Source organism: Burkholderia sp. 9779_493 (assembly GCF_015712215.1).
In the GTDB taxonomy this organism is placed as follows: Bacteria; Pseudomonadota; Gammaproteobacteria; order Burkholderiales; family Burkholderiaceae; genus Burkholderia; species Burkholderia cenocepacia.
Map to the genome: position 1 here is coordinate 89,886 of NZ_JACCQA010000008.1, position 17,804 is coordinate 107,689.

At 66.4% G+C, this 17,804-nt stretch carries 11 protein-coding genes; 9 read left to right on the forward strand and 2 right to left on the reverse strand.

Annotated features, from left to right (window positions below; genetic code table 11):
• Positions 1 to 18 precede the first annotated feature (18 nt).
• From atpA to H0X95_RS10450, 5 genes are all read left to right on the forward strand, one after another.
• Entirely contained in the window at positions 19 to 1,560 is a 1,542-nt protein-coding gene (atpA, locus tag H0X95_RS10430; protein WP_006482717.1) for a F0F1 ATP synthase subunit alpha, read from the forward strand.
• Positions 1,561 to 1,678: 118 nt separating this feature from the next.
• The gene (gene atpG / locus H0X95_RS10435; protein ID WP_006482709.1) at positions 1,679 to 2,554 is read left to right on the forward strand and encodes a F0F1 ATP synthase subunit gamma; all 876 of its coding nucleotides are present in this window, start codon (positions 1,679 to 1,681) and stop codon (positions 2,552 to 2,554) included.
• 66 nt (positions 2,555 to 2,620) lie between these two features.
• Positions 2,621 to 4,015, forward strand: a complete 1,395-nt coding sequence (gene atpD, locus H0X95_RS10440) for a F0F1 ATP synthase subunit beta (RefSeq protein WP_006482710.1) — start codon at positions 2,621 to 2,623, stop codon at positions 4,013 to 4,015.
• Positions 4,016 to 4,136: 121 nt separating this feature from the next.
• Positions 4,137 to 4,562 (forward strand): F0F1 ATP synthase subunit epsilon, encoded by a 426-nt coding sequence (locus H0X95_RS10445; protein ID WP_006477288.1) that lies wholly within the window; start codon positions 4,137 to 4,139, stop codon positions 4,560 to 4,562.
• Between the two features lie 282 nt (positions 4,563 to 4,844).
• On the forward strand, positions 4,845 to 6,572 hold the full coding sequence (locus H0X95_RS10450; RefSeq protein ID WP_006491418.1) for an AMP-binding protein: 1,728 nt from the start codon (positions 4,845 to 4,847) through the stop codon (positions 6,570 to 6,572).
• Between the two features lie 297 nt (positions 6,573 to 6,869).
• Here H0X95_RS10450 and H0X95_RS10455 read toward each other — a convergent pair whose 3' ends face one another.
• On the reverse strand, positions 6,870 to 7,058 hold the full coding sequence (locus tag H0X95_RS10455; RefSeq protein ID WP_154317707.1) for a hypothetical protein: 189 nt from the start codon (positions 7,056 to 7,058) through the stop codon (positions 6,870 to 6,872).
• Between the two features lie 248 nt (positions 7,059 to 7,306).
• The gene (locus tag H0X95_RS10460) at positions 7,307 to 8,119 is read right to left on the reverse strand and encodes a transporter substrate-binding domain-containing protein (RefSeq protein ID WP_006482715.1); all 813 of its coding nucleotides are present in this window, start codon (positions 8,117 to 8,119) and stop codon (positions 7,307 to 7,309) included.
• 149 nt (positions 8,120 to 8,268) lie between these two features.
• Between H0X95_RS10460 and hemE the strand changes: the two genes are divergently transcribed.
• From hemE to H0X95_RS10480, 4 genes are all read left to right on the forward strand, one after another.
• On the forward strand, positions 8,269 to 9,363 hold the full coding sequence (hemE, locus tag H0X95_RS10465; RefSeq protein WP_006482732.1) for a uroporphyrinogen decarboxylase: 1,095 nt from the start codon (positions 8,269 to 8,271) through the stop codon (positions 9,361 to 9,363).
• A 451-nt stretch (positions 9,364 to 9,814) separates the two neighbouring features.
• Positions 9,815 to 12,076, forward strand: a complete 2,262-nt coding sequence (locus H0X95_RS10470; protein ID WP_006496309.1) for a primosomal protein N' — start codon at positions 9,815 to 9,817, stop codon at positions 12,074 to 12,076.
• 380 nt (positions 12,077 to 12,456) lie between these two features.
• Positions 12,457 to 16,389, forward strand: coding sequence for a trifunctional transcriptional regulator/proline dehydrogenase/L-glutamate gamma-semialdehyde dehydrogenase (putA, locus tag H0X95_RS10475; protein ID WP_059721126.1), 3,933 nt, complete (start codon positions 12,457 to 12,459; stop codon positions 16,387 to 16,389).
• Positions 16,390 to 16,473: 84 nt separating this feature from the next.
• Positions 16,474 to 17,613, forward strand: coding sequence for a branched-chain amino acid ABC transporter substrate-binding protein (locus H0X95_RS10480; protein WP_006482201.1), 1,140 nt, complete (start codon positions 16,474 to 16,476; stop codon positions 17,611 to 17,613).
• Positions 17,614 to 17,804: the final 191 nt, after the last annotated feature.

The following is a 17,804-nucleotide window of genomic DNA, read 5'->3' on the forward strand; positions in this document are numbered from 1 at the left end:
GACTATCAGGAGCGAATAATGCAACTCAATCCCTCTGAGATCAGCGAGCTGATCAAGAGCCGGATCCAGGGCCTTGAAGCGAGCGCAGACGTTCGCAACCAGGGCACCGTGATCTCCGTGACCGACGGTATCGTGCGTATCCACGGCCTGTCGGACGTGATGCAGGGCGAAATGCTCGAGTTTCCGGGCAACACGTTCGGTCTCGCGCTGAACCTTGAGCGCGACTCGGTCGGCGCGGTGATTCTCGGCGAATACGAACACATCTCGGAAGGCGACATCGTCAAGACGACGGGCCGCATTCTGGAAGTCCCGGTGGGTCCGGAACTCGTCGGCCGCGTGGTCGACGCGCTCGGCAACCCGATCGACGGCAAGGGCCCGGTCAACGCGAAGCTGACCGACGCGATCGAAAAGATCGCCCCGGGCGTGATCTGGCGCAAGTCGGTGTCGCAGCCGGTGCAGACGGGCATCAAGTCGATCGACGCGATGGTGCCGATCGGCCGTGGCCAGCGTGAGCTGATCATCGGCGACCGTCAGTGCGGCAAGACCGCGGTGGCGCTCGACGCGATCATCAACCAGAAGGGCAAGGACCTGATCTGTATCTACGTCGCGATCGGCCAGAAGGCTTCGTCGATCATGAACGTGGTTCGCAAGCTCGAAGAAACGGGCGCGATGGAATACACGATCGTCGTCGCCGCTTCGGCATCGGATTCGGCTGCCATGCAGTACCTGGCGCCGTACGCCGGCTGCACGATGGGCGAATACTTCCGCGACCGTGGCCAAGACGCGCTGATCATCTATGACGACTTGACCAAGCAGGCTTGGGCATACCGTCAGATCTCGCTGCTGCTGCGCCGTCCGCCGGGCCGTGAAGCGTACCCGGGCGACGTGTTCTATCTGCACTCGCGTCTGCTGGAGCGTGCGGCTCGCGTGTCGGAAGAGTACGTCGAGAAGTTCACGAACGGCGAAGTGAAGGGCAAGAGCGGTTCGCTGACGGCACTGCCGGTCATCGAAACGCAGGCTGGCGACGTGACCGCGTTCGTTCCGACGAACGTGATCTCGATTACCGACGGCCAGATCTTCCTGGAAACCGATCTGTTCAACGCAGGCATCCGCCCGGCAATCAACGCCGGCGTGTCGGTGTCGCGCGTCGGTGGCGCTGCTCAGACGAAGGTCGTGAAGAAGCTGTCGGGCGGTATCCGTACCGACCTCGCGCAGTACCGTGAACTGGCCGCATTCGCGCAGTTCGCATCGGACCTCGACGAAGCGACCCGCAAGCAGCTCGAGCGCGGCCGCCGCGTGACGGAACTGCTGAAGCAGCCGCAGTACCAGCCGCTGCAGGTCTGGGAACTGGCCGTGTCGCTGTACGCCGCGAACAACGGCTACCTCGACGACCTCGACGTCAAGCAAGTGCTGTCGTTCGAGAAGGGCCTGCGCGACAACCTGAAGACCAGCCACGCTGACCTCATCAAGCGCATCGAAGACACCAAGGATCTCTCGAAGGACGACGAAGGCGCACTGCGCTCGGCGATCGAAGCCTTCAAGAAGTCCGGTGCCTATTGATCCGCGAGTGACACACTGAGGCCGCGCGGGTGCCGAGCACCCGCGCCGCTTCGGTGAGCGATGCATGAGCCCCGAGTAAAGCGCTAAAGCGCTAACTCGGGGCGCAAAGGAGCAAGCTATGGCTGGAATGAAGGAAATTCGCGGCAAGATCAAGAGCGTGCAGAACACGCGCAAGATCACGAAGGCGATGGAGATGGTGGCTGCATCGAAGATGCGTCGCGCGCAGGAACGCATGCGCGCCGCTCGTCCGTATGCGGACAAGGTCCGTGCCATCGCCGCGCACATGAGCCGTGCGAACCCCGAGTACCGTCACCCGTTCATGGTGGCGAACGACGGCGCGCAGACGGCCGGCATCATCCTCGTCACGACGGACAAGGGTCTGTGCGGTGGTCTGAACACCAACGTGCTGCGTGCGACGGTGCAGAAGTTCAAGGAGCTGGAAGAGAAGGGCCAGAAGGTCGAAGCCACCGCGATCGGCGGCAAGGGCCTCGGGTTCCTGAACCGCTTCGGCGCGAAGGTGATGTCGCAGGTCGTGCACCTCGGCGACACCCCGCACCTGGACAAGCTGATCGGCGCCGTGAAGACGCAGCTCGATCTGTACTCGGAAGGCAAGCTGTCGGCGGTTTATATCGCTTACACGCGCTTCGTCAACACGATGAAGCAGGAAGCCGTGATCGAGCAGCTGCTGCCGCTGTCGTCGGACCACTTCGAAGCCGATGACGGTACGCCGGCGACGTCGTGGGACTACATCTACGAGCCGGACGCGCAGGCAGTCGTCGACGAACTGCTCGTGCGTTACGTCGAGGCGCTGGTGTACCAGGCCGTCGCGGAAAACATGGCGTCCGAGCAATCGGCGCGCATGGTCGCGATGAAGGCCGCGTCCGACAACGCGAAGACGGTGATCAGCGAACTGCAGCTCGTGTACAACAAGAGCCGTCAGGCCGCGATCACGAAAGAACTGTCGGAGATCGTCGGCGGCGCAGCCGCTGTTTAAGCGCGCGCCCGGGACGACAACTGCGCCTTTGCGCGAGTAAAGAATCAGGTATTTAAAGGAAAAGCGATGAGTACTGCTGCTTTGGTAGAAGGCAAGATCGTACAGTGCATCGGCGCCGTTATCGACGTGGAATTCCCGCGCGACAGCATGCCGAAGATCTACGACGCGCTCATTCTCGATGGCTCGGAACTGACGCTCGAAGTCCAGCAGCAGCTGGGTGACGGCGTGGTCCGTACCATTTGTCTGGGTGCATCCGACGGCCTGCGCCGCGGCCTGACCGTGAAGAACACGGCGAAGCCGATCTCGGTGCCGGTCGGCAAGCCGACCCTCGGCCGAATCATGGACGTGCTCGGCCGTCCGATCGACGAAGCCGGCCCGATCGACAGCGACGTGACGCGTTCGATCCACCAGAAGGCACCGGCGTTCGACGAACTGTCGCCGTCGACCGAACTGCTCGAAACGGGTATCAAGGTCATCGACCTGATCTGCCCGTTCGCAAAGGGCGGCAAGGTTGGCCTGTTCGGTGGTGCAGGCGTGGGCAAGACCGTCAACATGATGGAGCTCATCAACAACATCGCGAAGGAACACGGCGGTTACTCCGTGTTCGCGGGCGTGGGCGAGCGTACCCGTGAAGGGAACGACTTCTACCACGAAATGAAGGACTCGAACGTTCTCGACAAGGTCGCGCTGGTGTACGGCCAGATGAACGAGCCGCCGGGCAACCGTCTGCGCGTCGCGCTGACCGGCCTGACGATGGCCGAGCACTTCCGTGACGAAGGCCTCGACGTGCTGTTCTTCGTCGACAACATCTACCGTTTCACGCTGGCCGGTACCGAAGTGTCGGCACTGCTCGGCCGTATGCCGTCGGCAGTGGGCTATCAGCCGACGCTGGCTGAAGAAATGGGCAAGCTGCAAGAGCGCATCACGTCGACCAAGAAGGGCTCGATTACGTCGGTCCAGGCCGTGTACGTCCCTGCGGACGACTTGACCGACCCGTCGCCGGCGACGACCTTCGGCCACCTGGACGCAACCGTCGTTCTGTCGCGTGACATCGCTTCGCTGGGTATCTACCCGGCGGTCGACCCGCTCGACTCGACGTCGCGCCAGATTGACCCGAACGTGATCGGTGAAGAGCACTACTCGATCACCCGTCGCGTTCAGCAGACGCTGCAGCGCTACAAGGAACTGCGCGACATCATCGCGATTCTGGGCATGGACGAACTGTCGCCGGAAGACAAGCTGTCGGTCGCCCGTGCGCGTAAGATCCAGCGTTTCCTGTCGCAGCCGTTCCACGTCGCTGAAGTGTTCACGGGCTCGCCGGGCAAGTACGTGCCGCTGAAGGAAACGATCCGCGGCTTCAAGATGATCGTCGACGGCGAGTGCGACCACCTGCCGGAACAGGCGTTCTACATGGTCGGCACGATCGACGAAGCCTTCGAAAAGGCCAAGAAGATCCAGTAAGGGCTTGAGTGAGTCGCAAGCCGGCGAGCGCCGGCCGGAGCAATGAGTCAGCAATGACTTGTATTCCGGCCGCCTGCGCCGGCCGCAATACGCTCAACCCGTGGATGAGATTGGAGTCGATATGGCAACCATCAAAGTAGACGTCGTCAGCGCGGAAGAGCAGATCTTCTCGGGCGAGGCGAAATTCGTCGCGCTGCCGGGCGAAACGGGTGAGCTGGGCATTCTGCCGGGTCACACGCCGCTCATTACCCGGATTCGTCCGGGTGCGGTGCGCATCGAGGTCGAGGGCGGCAACGACGAATTCGTGTTCGTCGCGGGCGGCATTCTCGAAGTGCAGCCGGGCGCCGTGACGGTGCTCGCCGATACCGCGATCCGCGGCAAGGACCTCGACGCGGCGAAAGCCGAGGAAGCGCGCAAGCGTGCCGAGGAAACGCTGCAGAACGCGAAGTCGGATCTCGACCTCGCGAAAGCGCAATCCGAGCTCGCGACCGCGATGGCGCAGCTCGAGGCGATCCAGCGTCTGGCGAAGATCCGCAGCCGGCACTGAGCCGCGCCGCGTATCCCGCGAAAGAAAGCAGCCTTCGGGCTGCTTTTTTTTCGTCTGGGCTTCGTCCACGCTTCCTCCGTGTTTCGCCCGCATTTCGTCTGCGTTTTTCGGGCCGGATCATTGCGTCCGATCGTGCTATTTCATCCGTCCGCCGCGATTTGATGTCAGAGTACCGTCAGCGGAGCGCGGCATCATCCGCGGTGAGGCCGCCCGTCGCGAGCGTTGCGGCGGAGGCGCGCAGCACGCGCGCGGGCCGATCAGACCCAAAGGACGGAGACATTCATGGCAGCAGACCTTGGCGTGGGCGCGCTGATCGCGCCCGAGAACGGCTTGTCGTACGTGCGTGGTGCAACCGACGTGCCGCTATCCGAAGCGACGATCGGCCGGTTCCTGCTCGACACGGCCGGCCGCTTTCCCGACCGCCCGGCCGTCGTGTTCCGCGAGCAGCAGGTGCGCTGGACCTGGCGCGAGTTCGCGAACGAGATCGACGTGCTGGCGGCAGGGCTCGCCGCGCTCGGGATCGTGAAGGGCGACTGCGTCGGCATCTGGTCGCCGAACCGCAGCGAATGGCTGCTCACGCAATTCGCGACCGCGCGGATCGGCGCGGTGCTCGTCAACATCAATCCGGCCTACCGGCTGTCGGAACTCGAATACGCGCTGAACAAGGTCGGCTGCAAGGCCGTGATCGCGGCCGAGCGCTTCAAGAGCTCCGCGTACGTCGAGATGCTGCAGACCATCGCGCCGGAGCTCGCGACCGCGACGCCGGGCGACCTGCATGCGGCGCGCGTGCCGAGCCTGCGCACGATCGTGTCGATGGGCGAGGTGGCGCCTGCCGGCATGTTCCGCTTCGCGGACGTGATGGCGCGTGGCCGCCGGGCCGTCGATCCGGCGCTGCTCGATGCGATCGGCGCGACGCTCTCGGCCAACGATCCGATCAACATCCAGTTCACGAGCGGCACGACCGGCAGCCCGAAGGGCGCGACGCTCACGCACCGCAACGTCGTCAACAACGCGCGCTCGATCGCGATGGCGATGCGTTTCACCGAACAGGATTCGCTCTGCATCCCGGTGCCGCTCTATCACTGCTTCGGGATGGTGCTGGCCGTGCTCGCGTGCGTGTCGAAGGGCGCCGCGATGGTATTCCCCGGCGAAGCGTTCGATCCGGTCGCGACGCTCGCGGCGGTGGCCGAAGAACGTTGCACCGCGCTGCATGGCGTGCCGACGATGTTCATCGCCGAGCTCGACCATCCGGAATTCGCGAAATTCGACCTGTCGACGCTGCGCACCGGGATCATGGCCGGCTCGCCGTGCCCGATCGAGACGATGAAGCGCGTCGTGTCGCAGATGCACCTTTCTGAAATCACGATCGCGTACGGGATGACGGAGACGAGCCCCGTGTCGTTCCAGAGCTCGACCGACGATCCGCTGGAGAAGCGCACGACGACGGTCGGCCGCATCCAGCCGCATCTCGAAGTGAAGATCGTCGATCCGAGCGGCGACATCGTGCCGGTCGGCGCGACGGGCGAGCTGTGCACGAAGGGCTATTCGGTGATGCTCGGCTACTGGGACGACGACGCGAAGACGCGCGAGGTGCTGGTCGACGGCTGGATGCATACCGGCGACCTCGCGACGCTCGATGCGGACGGTTACTGCAACATCGTCGGCCGCCTGAAGGACATGGTGATTCGCGGCGGCGAGAACGTCTATCCGCGCGAAATCGAGGAATTCCTGTTCCGGCATCCGAAGATCCAGAGCGCGCAGGTGTTCGGCGTGCCCGATGCGAAGTACGGCGAGGAGCTGTGCGCGTGGATCGTGCTGCGCGCGGACGAGCAGATGACCGAGGACGACGTGCGCGCGTTCTGCAACGGGCAGATCGCGCACTACAAGATCCCGCGCTATATCCGCTTCGTCGACGAGCTGCCGATGACGGTGACGGGCAAGGTGCAGAAGTTCGTGATGCGCGACCGGATGATCGAGGAGCTGAAGCTCGACGTGCAGAAGACCGCTTGAAGCGGGACGATGCCGGAAAATGCGGGAAAAACGTGGCGGCCTGTGCAGGCCGTTACGTTTTCGATGGACGAAAAAAAGCGGGCTTATTAGCCCGCTAAAAACCACACGCTACGGGGTTAGCGCGAGGAGACCAAAGATGAAACCGAGTCCGGCGGGGGGCCGGAAACGACTCCAACAGGGATGCCCCCCGGAAGGGCTTCGGTACGTGACCGACTGGCTCGCAGCGCTTCGCGTCCGCTCACACTTGGCACACGAGACCGCATCCGTGTTGAAACCGTTGAGGCCATTGTGGGCGAATTAATGACCCGTCGCGGTAACAAAGTGTTTCAGGTTGTAACGCCCGCCAGATAAGGCTTTCCGGGATTTTTTGCTGTTTTCGGGGTCCTGAAAAAGGTCATTTTTACCCATATTTTCCATCGCGTTTTCAGGGTGTGCGCGCGATGCGTTTTTCACGCGTATCGGGCGCGATGAATTGCCGATTTTCACGCGAGAAAGTGCACGGCGCGACCGATACCGCGCATGACGATTCATTCGTCAGAAAGATTTTGAAACGTGATCGGAATGCGCGGAAGTCGGCCGTTCGGCCAATCGGCGGGTTTTGAGCCGATGGCGAAGGGCGGCGGCTCGGACGGAAGGTGTAACGGCGGCCGGGCGGCCGCCGCTTCCGGCGAGATGTCGGCACCCCGGCGGCCGCGGGGTCGGTGCCCGTTATCGGCCGCCGCGGCGCGGGCCGCCTACTTCAGCCACTTGTCCGAAATGGCCTGGTACTCGCCGGTCGAGCGCGCGAGATGCAGCCACTGGTCGACGTACTGCTGGAACACGACGTCGCCGCGCGGCACCATGTACGCCTTCTCGCCGAACTGGAACGGCTTGTCCGGATGCACCGAGCACAGGCCCGGATTCAGCTTTTGCTGCAGCAGCGTCTCGGACGCATCCGTCACCATCACGTCGGCCTTGCCCGCGAGGATCTGCTTGAAGATCGTCACGTTGTCCGGATAGACGGTCAGGTTCGCGTGCGTGAAGAACTGCTTCGCGAACCGTTCGTTGGTGCCGCCCGGATTGACGATCACACGGGTCTCGGGCCGGTCGATCTGCGCGACGGTCTGGTATTTGTCGGCATCCGCGCAGCGCACGATCGGCGTCTTGCCGTCGACCACGTACGGCTGCGTGAAGAACACGCGCTTCTGGCGCTCGAGCGTCGTCGACACGCCGCCCACCGCGATGTCGCATTTCGCGACGAAGTCGTTGGTGAGGTTCGACCAGCTCGTCTTCACGTAGTCGGTCTTCACGCCGAGCGATTTCGCGAGCGATTCGGCCATGTCGATGTCGATGCCCTCGAAGCGGCCGTCCGCGCGATAGTACGAATACGGCTTGTAGTCGCCCGTCGTGCACACGCGCAGCGCGCCGCGCGCGAGCACGTCGTCGAGCCGCGAGCCGGCGGTAGCGGCGCTCGCAGGCGCCGCAGTGGCCGTACTCTGCGCGTGCGCGGCGGCGCAGCAAAACGCGGCGGCAGCAGCGAGCGTGGCAAGCGTGGCGAATGTCTTCATCGGTCTCCTCCTTCGTTCGGTTCGATATGAGCGTCCGATCATAACGGAGCCATCGCGCGCGTCATATGGCCGCCATCGCATCGGCATGCGCAGCCCGAGCGCGGCTGTCCGGTAAAATGCCGCTTTGCCTTCGCATCGTCGCTCCTACCGTGGCCCATAACCTGCTCAACGACACCTTCCTGCGTGCGCTTCTGCGCGAGCCGACCGACTACACGCCGATCTGGCTGATGCGCCAGGCCGGCCGCTACCTGCCCGAATACAACGCGACGCGCGCGCGCGCCGGCAGCTTCCTCGGCCTCGCGAAGAATCCCGACTACGCGACCGAGGTGACGCTGCAGCCGCTCGAGCGCTTCCCGCTCGACGCCGCGATCCTGTTCTCGGACATCCTGACGATTCCCGACGCGATGGGGCTCGGCCTCGACTTCCAGGTCGGCGAAGGGCCGAAGTTCGCGCATCCGGTGCGCACCGAGGCCGACGTTGCGAAGCTCGCGGTGCCGGACATCGAGGCGACGCTCGGCTACGTGACGGGCGCCGTGCGCGAGATTCGCCGCGCGCTCACCGACGCTCAGGGCCGTCAGCGCGTGCCGCTGATCGGCTTTTCGGGCAGCCCGTGGACGCTCGCGTGCTACATGGTCGAAGGCGGCGGCTCGGACGATTTCCGCACGGTGAAGTCGATGGCGTATTCGCGCCCGGATCTGATGCACCGGATCCTCGACGTGAACGCGCAGGCGGTGGCCGCGTACCTGAACGCGCAGATCGAAGCGGGCGCGCAGGCCGTGATGATCTTCGATACGTGGGGCGGTGCGCTGGCCGACGGCGCGTATCAGCGCTTCTCGCTCGACTATATCCGCCGCGTGGTGTCGCAGCTCAAGCGCGAGCACGATGGCGAGCGCGTGCCGGTGATCACGTTCACGAAGGGCGGCGGGCTGTGGCTCGAGGAGATCGCGGCGACCGGCGTCGACGCGGTCGGGCTCGACTGGACGGTCAACCTCGGCGCCGCGCGTGAGCGCGTCGCGGGGCGCGTGGCGTTGCAGGGCAACCTCGACCCGACGATCCTGTTCGCGCCGCCGGCCGCGGTGCGCGAACAGGCGCGCGCGGTGCTCGACAGCTACGGCAACCATCCGGGCCACGTGTTCAACCTCGGGCACGGCATTTCGCAATTCACGTCGCCCGATCACGTCGCCGAACTCGTCGACGAAGTGCATACCCACAGCCGCGCGATCCGTAGCGGAGCAGCGGGCTGAACGCAAGCGCTGTCATGCTGCACTGCAGGATGACAGCGTTTCGTTGCTGAAACTAAACAGGGCGCAACCCCGCTCCCGCTGCCGATTCGGTGCTTGTCAAGACTTGACTTATACACATTTTCCACGTTGCAGCGCGGTAGAGCCCCGTATCGGTCAATTTGTCTCGCTATGGTTCGGTAATTTGAATAGCAGCCTTATGGAATAAGGCTTCGCGGGGCACCGCAGCAAGCAGCGAAAAACAGCGCAAAGCACGGCCCCGCGCGCGTTGCGGCCGTTGAGAGGCGAGTTCTCAACAAAGTTATCCACAGGCTGGGCAGGGTATACGGCGATTCCTAATGCGAATCCAAAACTTAGCGCCGAATCTGAAGTTTTACTTTAAGTTCGCCGTCGCGATGCGGGCGCGGATGCAAGCCGTCCGTACTTCGCGTGCTGCTGCCGCCGGAGCGCCGCAATGAGCGGCACCTACCTGCGCGTCGCGCTCGATCATCCGCTCGCCACGCTGTTCGACTACCGCTGCGACGCGCAGCCGGCGCCGGTGCCCGGGACGCTCGTGCAGGTGCCGTTCGGCAAGCGGCAGGCCGTCGGCCTCGTCTGCGAAGTCACCACTCACACCGATGTGCCGCCGTCGCGGTTGCGCGCGGTCGACGCGATCTGCGCCGACCTGCCGCCGCTGTCGCCGGACTGGCTCGCGCTCGTGTCGTTCGCCGCCGATTACTATCAGCGCGGGCGCGGCGAGGTCGCGTTGCCGGCGCTGCCGCAGGCGTTGCGCGACGCCGGGCGCTGGGGGCGGCTGCTCGCGCCGGAAGTGCGCTACCAGCCGACCGAAGCCGGCCGCGCGGCGCTGCCCGACGCGTTGCCCGCGCGCGGCGCCGCGCTGCGCCGGCTCGCGCAGGCACTCGTCGACACCGGCTCGCTGACGCTGCCCGACGCGCGCGCGCTCCATCCGAAGGCGGCCGCGACACTCGACGACTGGGCGGCGCGCGGCTGGGTCGACGTCGAGGAGATCGGCTGGGCCGATACGCCTGTGGCCAAACCTGTGGATAACCTGTCGACAAACGGTGGACGAACTGTGCCGCCGGCGTTGACGGACCAGCAGGCCGAGGCGCTGGACGCGATCCGCGCGGCGCACGGTTTCGCGCCGTTCCTGCTGCACGGCGTGACGGGCAGCGGCAAGACCGAGGTCTATCTGCATGCGCTCGCGTCGCTGCTCGACGCGCGGCCGGACGCGCAGGCGCTCGTGCTCGTGCCCGAAATCAACCTGACGCCGCAGTTCGAGGCCGCGTTTCGCGCGCGCTTCGCGGGTGCGCTCGCCGACGACGCGATCGTCACGCTGCACAGCGGGCTCGCCGAAGGCGAACGGGCGCGCAACTGGCTCGCCGCGCACACCGGCCGCGCGCGGATCGTGCTCGGCACGCGGCTCGCGGTGCTCGCGTCGATGCCGACGCTCGCGCTGATCGTCGTCGACGAGGAGCACGAGCCCGCGTACAAGCAGCAGGAAGGACTGCGCTATTCGGCGCGCGACCTGGCCGTGTGGCGCGCGAAGCAGCTCGGCATCACGGTCGTGCTCGGCTCGGCGACGCCGTCGCTCGAAAGCTGGTGGCAGGCCGAGCAGGGCCGCTACACGCGTCTCACGCTGTCGCGCCGCGCGGTGGCCGACGCGACGCTGCCGACCGTGCGGCTGATCGATCTCGAAGAGGAGCGGCGGCGCGGGCGCGCGTCGATGGGCGGGCTGTCCGGGCCGCTCGTCGCGGCGCTGAAGGCGCGGCTCGAACGCGGCGAACAGAGCCTCGTGTTCCTGAACCGGCGCGGTTACGCGCCGCAGCTCGCGTGCGACGCGTGCGGCTGGGTGGCCGGTTGCCCGCGCTGCAGCGCGTACGTCGTGCTGCACAAGCCCGAGCACGCACTGCGCTGCCATCACTGCGGCTGGGAAGCGCGCATTCCGCGCTCGTGCCCTGAGTGCGGGAACGTCGACATCGCGCCGCTCGGGCGCGGCACGCAGCGCATCGAGGAGGCGCTCGCCGAAGCGGTGCCGGGCGCGCGGATCCTGCGGATCGATGCGGACAGCACGCGCCGCAAGGGCAGCGCGCAGGCGCTTTTTTCCGACGTGCACGCGGGCGAGGTCGACATCCTGGTCGGCACGCAGATGATCGCGAAAGGGCACGACTTCCAGCGCGTGTCGCTCGTCGGCGTGCTCAATGCCGACACCGCGCTGTTCTCGCACGACTTCCGCGCGAGCGAGCGGCTGTTCGCGCAGCTGATGCAGGTGAGCGGCCGCGCGGGGCGCGCCGGGCTGCCGGGCGAGGTGATGGTGCAGACGCGCTACCCGCGTCACGCGCTGTATCACGCGCTCGGGCGGCAGGACTACGTAGGCTTCGCGAATTCGACGCTCGCCGAGCGGCGCGACGCGCACCTGCCGCCGTTCGTCTACCAGGCGCTGCTGCGCGCCGAAGGGCGCACGCTCGACGCGGCGCTCGCGTTCCTGCTGCAGGCCGCGGCCGCGTTGCCGGGGCTGCCCGGCGCGGATCGCGTGACCGTCTACGACGCGGTGCCGATGACGATCGTCAAGGTCGCGAACGTCCATCGCGCGCAATTGCTGCTCGAAAGCGCGTCGCGGGCGGCGCTGCAGCATGCGCTGCGTGCATGGCAGCCGGCGCTGCGCGCGCTGAAGGGCGTGCTGCGGTGGAGCGTCGAGGTCGATCCGCTGGATATCTGAGCGGCGCCGCGCGGCGCCTGCCACGGCGCGTTGCCGAATGCCGCGAAGCCCCAGCCGCCCGGCGCGCCGAACTGTCTCCCGTTGCTTGCCCGCCGCCGGCATCGGTCCGCGTCACACCATGCAGTGCTACCGGTTTTCGGCCGCTTGCGCGCATACGGAAGGTTGCACGCGCGTGTCGAACCGGCCCGATCAGGGAAAACACCGATCCTCCGACCACGGGCAACCCCTAGGTTGCAACCGCGTAAGTGACTGATTATATTGACTAACTTATGGGTGCAACCTATCTCGCAATTTGGTTGCACCTTTTTATTGCGTGCCGTAGGATTTCGCGCATCCTCTTACACCACATTGCCGGGCTCGCACCGGCGCACGAACCCACCATGGCAAGCACGACTCTCGGCGTCAAAGTCGACGACCTTCTCCGCTCGCGCCTCAAGGACGCCGCCGCGCGTCTCGAGCGCACTCCCCACTGGCTGATCAAGCAGGCGATCTTCGCGTATCTCGAGCGGATCGAGCACGGCCAGTTGCCGCCCGAGCTGTCGGGCCACAGCGGCGTGACGGAGCTCGCCGACGGTCAGGCCGCGGACGGCGACGACGACAACTCGCCGCATCCGTTTCTCGAGTTCGCGCAGAACGTGCAGCCGCAATCGGTGCTGCGCGCGGCGATCACGGCCGCGTACCGCCGTCCGGAACCGGAGTGCGTGCCGTTCCTGCTCGGCCAGGCGCGCTTGCCCGCGAACCTGCAGGCGGACGTGCAGGCGCTCGCGACGAAGCTGGTCGAGGCGCTGCGCGAGAAGAGCTCGGGCGGCGGCGTCGAAGGGCTGATCCACGAGTTCTCGCTGTCGAGCCAGGAAGGCGTCGCGCTGATGTGCCTCGCCGAGGCGCTGCTGCGCATTCCGGATCGCGCGACGCGCGACGCGCTGATCCGCGACAAGATCAGCAAGGGCGACTGGCGCTCGCACGTCGGCCATGCGCCGTCGCTGTTCGTGAACGCGGCGACCTGGGGGCTGATGATCACCGGCAAGCTCGTGACGACCAACAGCGAAGCGGGCCTGTCGTCGGCGCTCACGCGCCTGATCGGCCGCGGCGGCGAGCCGCTGATCCGCAAGGGCGTCGACATGGCGATGCGCCTGATGGGCGAGCAGTTCGTCACCGGCGAAACGATTTCCGAAGCGCTCGCGAACAGCCGCAAGTACGAAGCGCGCGGCTTCCGCTACTCGTACGACATGCTCGGCGAAGCGGCGACCACCGAAGAGGACGCGCAGCGCTACTACGCGTCGTACGAACAGGCGATCCACGCGATCGGCAAGGCGGCCGGCGGCCGCGGCATCTACGAAGGCCCGGGCATCTCGATCAAGCTGTCGGCGCTGCATGCGCGCTACTCGCGCTCGCAGCAGGACCGCACGATGAGCGAGCTGCTGCCGCGCGTGCGCGCGCTCGCGCTGCTCGCGCGCCGCTACGACATCGGCTTGAACATCGACGCGGAAGAAGCCGACCGTCTCGAACTGTCGCTCGACCTGCTCGAGGCGCTGTGCTTCGATCCGGAGCTCGCCGGCTGGAACGGCATCGGTTTCGTCGTGCAGGGCTACCAGAAGCGCTGCCCGTTCGTGATCGACTACCTGATCGATCTCGCGCGCCGCAGCCGTCATCGCCTGATGATCCGCCTCGTGAAGGGCGCGTACTGGGATACCGAGATCAAGCGGGCGCAGGTCGACGGCCTCGAAGGCTATCCGGTCTACACGCGCAAGATCTACACCGACGTGTCGTACCTCGCGTGCGCGAAGAAGCTGCTCGCCGCGCCGGACGCCGTGTACCCGCAGTTCGCGACGCACAACGCGTACACGCTGGCCGCGATCTATCAACTCGCGGGCCAGAACTACTACCCGGGCCAGTACGAATTCCAGTGCCTGCACGGGATGGGCGAGCCGCTGTACGAGGAAGTCACCGGTCGCGACAAGCTGAACCGCCCGTGCCGCGTGTACGCGCCGGTCGGCACGCACGAGACGCTGCTCGCGTACCTCGTGCGCCGTCTGCTGGAAAACGGCGCGAACACATCGTTCGTGAACCGCATCGCCGATAAGACCGTGTCGGTGAAGGAGCTCGTTGCCGATCCGGTCGACGAAGCGTCGAAGGTCGTGCCGCTCGGCGCGCCGCACGCGAAGATCCCGCTGCCGCGCAACCTGTATGGCGACGAGCGTCCCAACTCGATGGGCCTCGACCTGTCGAACGAACACCGTCTCGCGTCGCTGTCGTCCGCGCTGCTCGCGAGCGCGCACCACCCGTGGCGCGCGGCGCCGATGCTCGCCGACGACGCGCTCGCCAATGCGCCGGCGCGCGACGTGCGCAACCCGGCCGACCAGCGCGACGTGGTCGGCACGGTCAGCGAAGCGACGTCCGAACACGTGAGCGCGGCGCTCGCGCACGCGGTGGCCGCCGCGCCGATCTGGCAGGCGACGCCGGTCGACGCGCGCGCCGATTGCCTGGTGCGCGCCGCCGACCTGCTCGAAGCGCAGATGCACACGCTGATGGGCCTGATCGTGCGCGAAGCCGGCAAGTCGCTGCCGAACGCGATCGCCGAGATCCGCGAAGCGGTCGACTTCCTGCGCTACTACGCGGCGCAGATCCGCGGCGAGTTCTCGAACGACACGCACCGCCCGCTCGGCCCCGTGGTCTGTATCAGCCCGTGGAACTTCCCGCTCGCGATCTTCATGGGCCAGGTCGCCGCGGCGCTCGCCGCCGGCAACACGGTGCTCGCGAAGCCGGCCGAACAGACGCCGCTGATCGCCGCGCAAGCCGTGCGCCTGCTGCGCGAGGCCGGCGTGCCGGCCGGCGCGGTGCAACTGCTGCCGGGCACCGGCGAGACCGTCGGTGCGGCGCTGGTCGCCGATGCGCGCACGCGTGCGGTGATGTTCACCGGTTCGACCGAAGTCGCACGCCTGATCAACAAGACGCTGTCCGCGCGCCTCGACCCGGACGGCAAGCCGATTCCGCTGATCGCGGAAACGGGCGGCCAGAACGCGATGATCGTCGATTCGTCGGCGCTCGCGGAGCAGGTCGTCGCGGACGTGATGCAGTCGTCGTTCGACTCGGCCGGTCAACGGTGTTCGGCGCTGCGCGTTCTGTGTCTGCAGGACGACGTCGCGGACCGCACGCTGACGATGTTGAAGGGCGCGATGCACGAGCTGGCGCTCGGCAACCCGGACCGGCTGTCGACCGACGTCGGCCCGGTGATCGACGCCGAGGCGAAGCAGACGATCGACACGCACGTCGCGGCGATGAAGGACAAGGGCCACACGGTCACGCAACTGCCGATGCCCGACGCATGCGCGCACGGCACGTTCGTGCCGCCGACGCTGATCGAGATCGGCAGCATCGACGAGTTGAAGCGCGAAGTGTTCGGCCCCGTGCTGCACGTGGTGCGCTACCGCCGCAGCCAGCTCGACAAGCTGCTCGAGCAGATCCGCGCGACCGGCTACGGGCTGACGCTCGGCATCCACACGCGGATCGACGAGACGATCGCGCACGTGATCTCGAATGCGCACGTGGGCAACATCTACGTGAACCGCAACGTGATCGGCGCGGTGGTCGGCGTGCAGCCGTTCGGCGGCGAAGGGCTGTCGGGCACGGGCCCGAAGGCCGGTGGCGCGCTGTACCTGCAGCGCCTGCTCGCGACGCGTCCGTCGGGCCTGCCGCGCGCGCTCGCGCAGTCGCTGGTGGCGGACGGCGCGACCGAAAGCGATGCGCGCGGCAATCCGGCTGCGGCGCTCACGATGCTGCGCGACTGGCTGATCGAGCAGCGCGAGCCGGCGCTGGCCGCGCGTTGCGACGGCTACCTCGCACAGGTGCCGGCCGGCGCGACCGCGGTGCTGACCGGGCCGACGGGCGAGCGAAACACGTATACACTCGGCCCGCGCGGCACGGTGCTGTGCGTCGCGGCCACGCCGGGCGGCGCGCGTGCGCAGTTCGCGGCGGTGCTCGCGACCGGCAACCGCGCACTGTTCGCCGGCGCGGCGGGCGAGGCGCTGGTCGCCGCGCTGCCGGCGTCGCTGAAGGCGCACGCGGCGGTGCGCAAGCAGGCCGACGCGCCGTTCGACGCGGTGCTGTTCGAAGGCGACAGCGACGAACTGCAGACGCTCGTGAAGGACGTCGCGCAGCGGCCGGGCCCGATCGTGTCGGTGCAGGGCGTGTCGGCGGGCGCGTTCGAGAACGGCGACGCGGAAGACTACGCGCTCGAGCGGCTGTTGACGGAACGCTCGGTGAGCGTGAACACGGCCGCGGCGGGCGGCAATGCGAATTTGATGACGATCGGCTGATCATCCTTGCCGTTCGGATCAAACAAAGGAAGCGGCAAGGCGATCCCGAAGCCGCTCCATTTACCCTGGTACCAAGGAGATGCTATGCAACACACGATGAAAAAGGTGGCAGGCGCGACGTTCGTCGCGGTCATGTCGCTGGCGGGGACGGCCCATGCGGATGACGTGAAGATCGGTTACGCAGGGCCGATGACGGGCGCGCAGGCGCACTACGGCAAGGATATGCAGAACGGGATCGTGCTCGCGCTGGAAGACTTCAACGCGACGAACCCGAAGATCGGCGGCAAGCCGGTGAAGTTCGTGCTGAGCACGCAGGACGACCAGGCTGACCCGCGTACGGGCACGACGGTCGCGCAGAAGCTGGTCGACGACGGCATCAAGGGCATGCTCGGCCACTTCAACTCGGGCACGACGATTCCGGCTTCGCGTATCTACGCGAACGCGGGCATTCCGGAAATCGCGATGGCGACGGCGCCGGAATACACGCAGCAAGGCTACAAGACGACCTTCCGCATGATGACGTCCGACACGCAGCAGGGCTCGGTGGCCGGCACGTTCGCGTCGAAGGATCTCGGCATGAAGAAGATCGCGATCGTCGACGACCGCACGGCCTACGGCCAGGGTCTCGCCGACCAGTTCGAGAAGGCCGCGAAGGCCGGCGGCGCGACGATCGTCGACCGCGAATTCACGAACGACAAGGCCGTCGACTTCAAGGCGATTCTCACGAAGCTGAAGGCGGCGAAGCCGGACCTCGTCTACTACGGCGGCGCGGATTCGCAGGCAGCGCCGATGGTCAAGCAGATGAAGGCGCTGGGCTTCAACGCACCGCTGATGAGCGGCGAAATGGTGAAGACGCCGACGTTCCTGAAGATCGCGGGCAACGCGGCCGACGGCACGATCGCTTCGCTGGCCGGCCTCCCGCTGGAAGAAATGCCGGGCGGCAAGACCTACGCCGACAAGTACAAGAAGCGTTTCGGCGAAGACGTGCAGACGTACTCGCCGTACGCGTACGACGGCGCGATGGCGATGCTGAACGCGATGAAGAAGGCCGATTCGACCGATCCGGCGAAGTACCTGCCGGTGCTCGCGAAGACCGACATGGCCGGCGTCACGTCGACGCACGTCGCGTATGACGCGAAGGGCGACCTGAAGAACGGCGGCATCACGATGTACAAGGTCGAGAAGGGCGAGTGGAAGCCGCTGAAGAGCATCGGCGGCAAGTAAGCAGCTTGATGTGATGTGACGCGCGGGCGGCGGTGTAACGCGTCGCCCCGCGCCTCATGCGAAAAAGCCACCGGACCCGATGGGGCCGGTGGCTTTTTCTTTGGTGGGACACGGCCGACAGGACATAGGAGTCTTGCCGGCAGTGGTGCAACAGGGGCGCCGCATGCGGACGTCGATACCGCATCACCGTG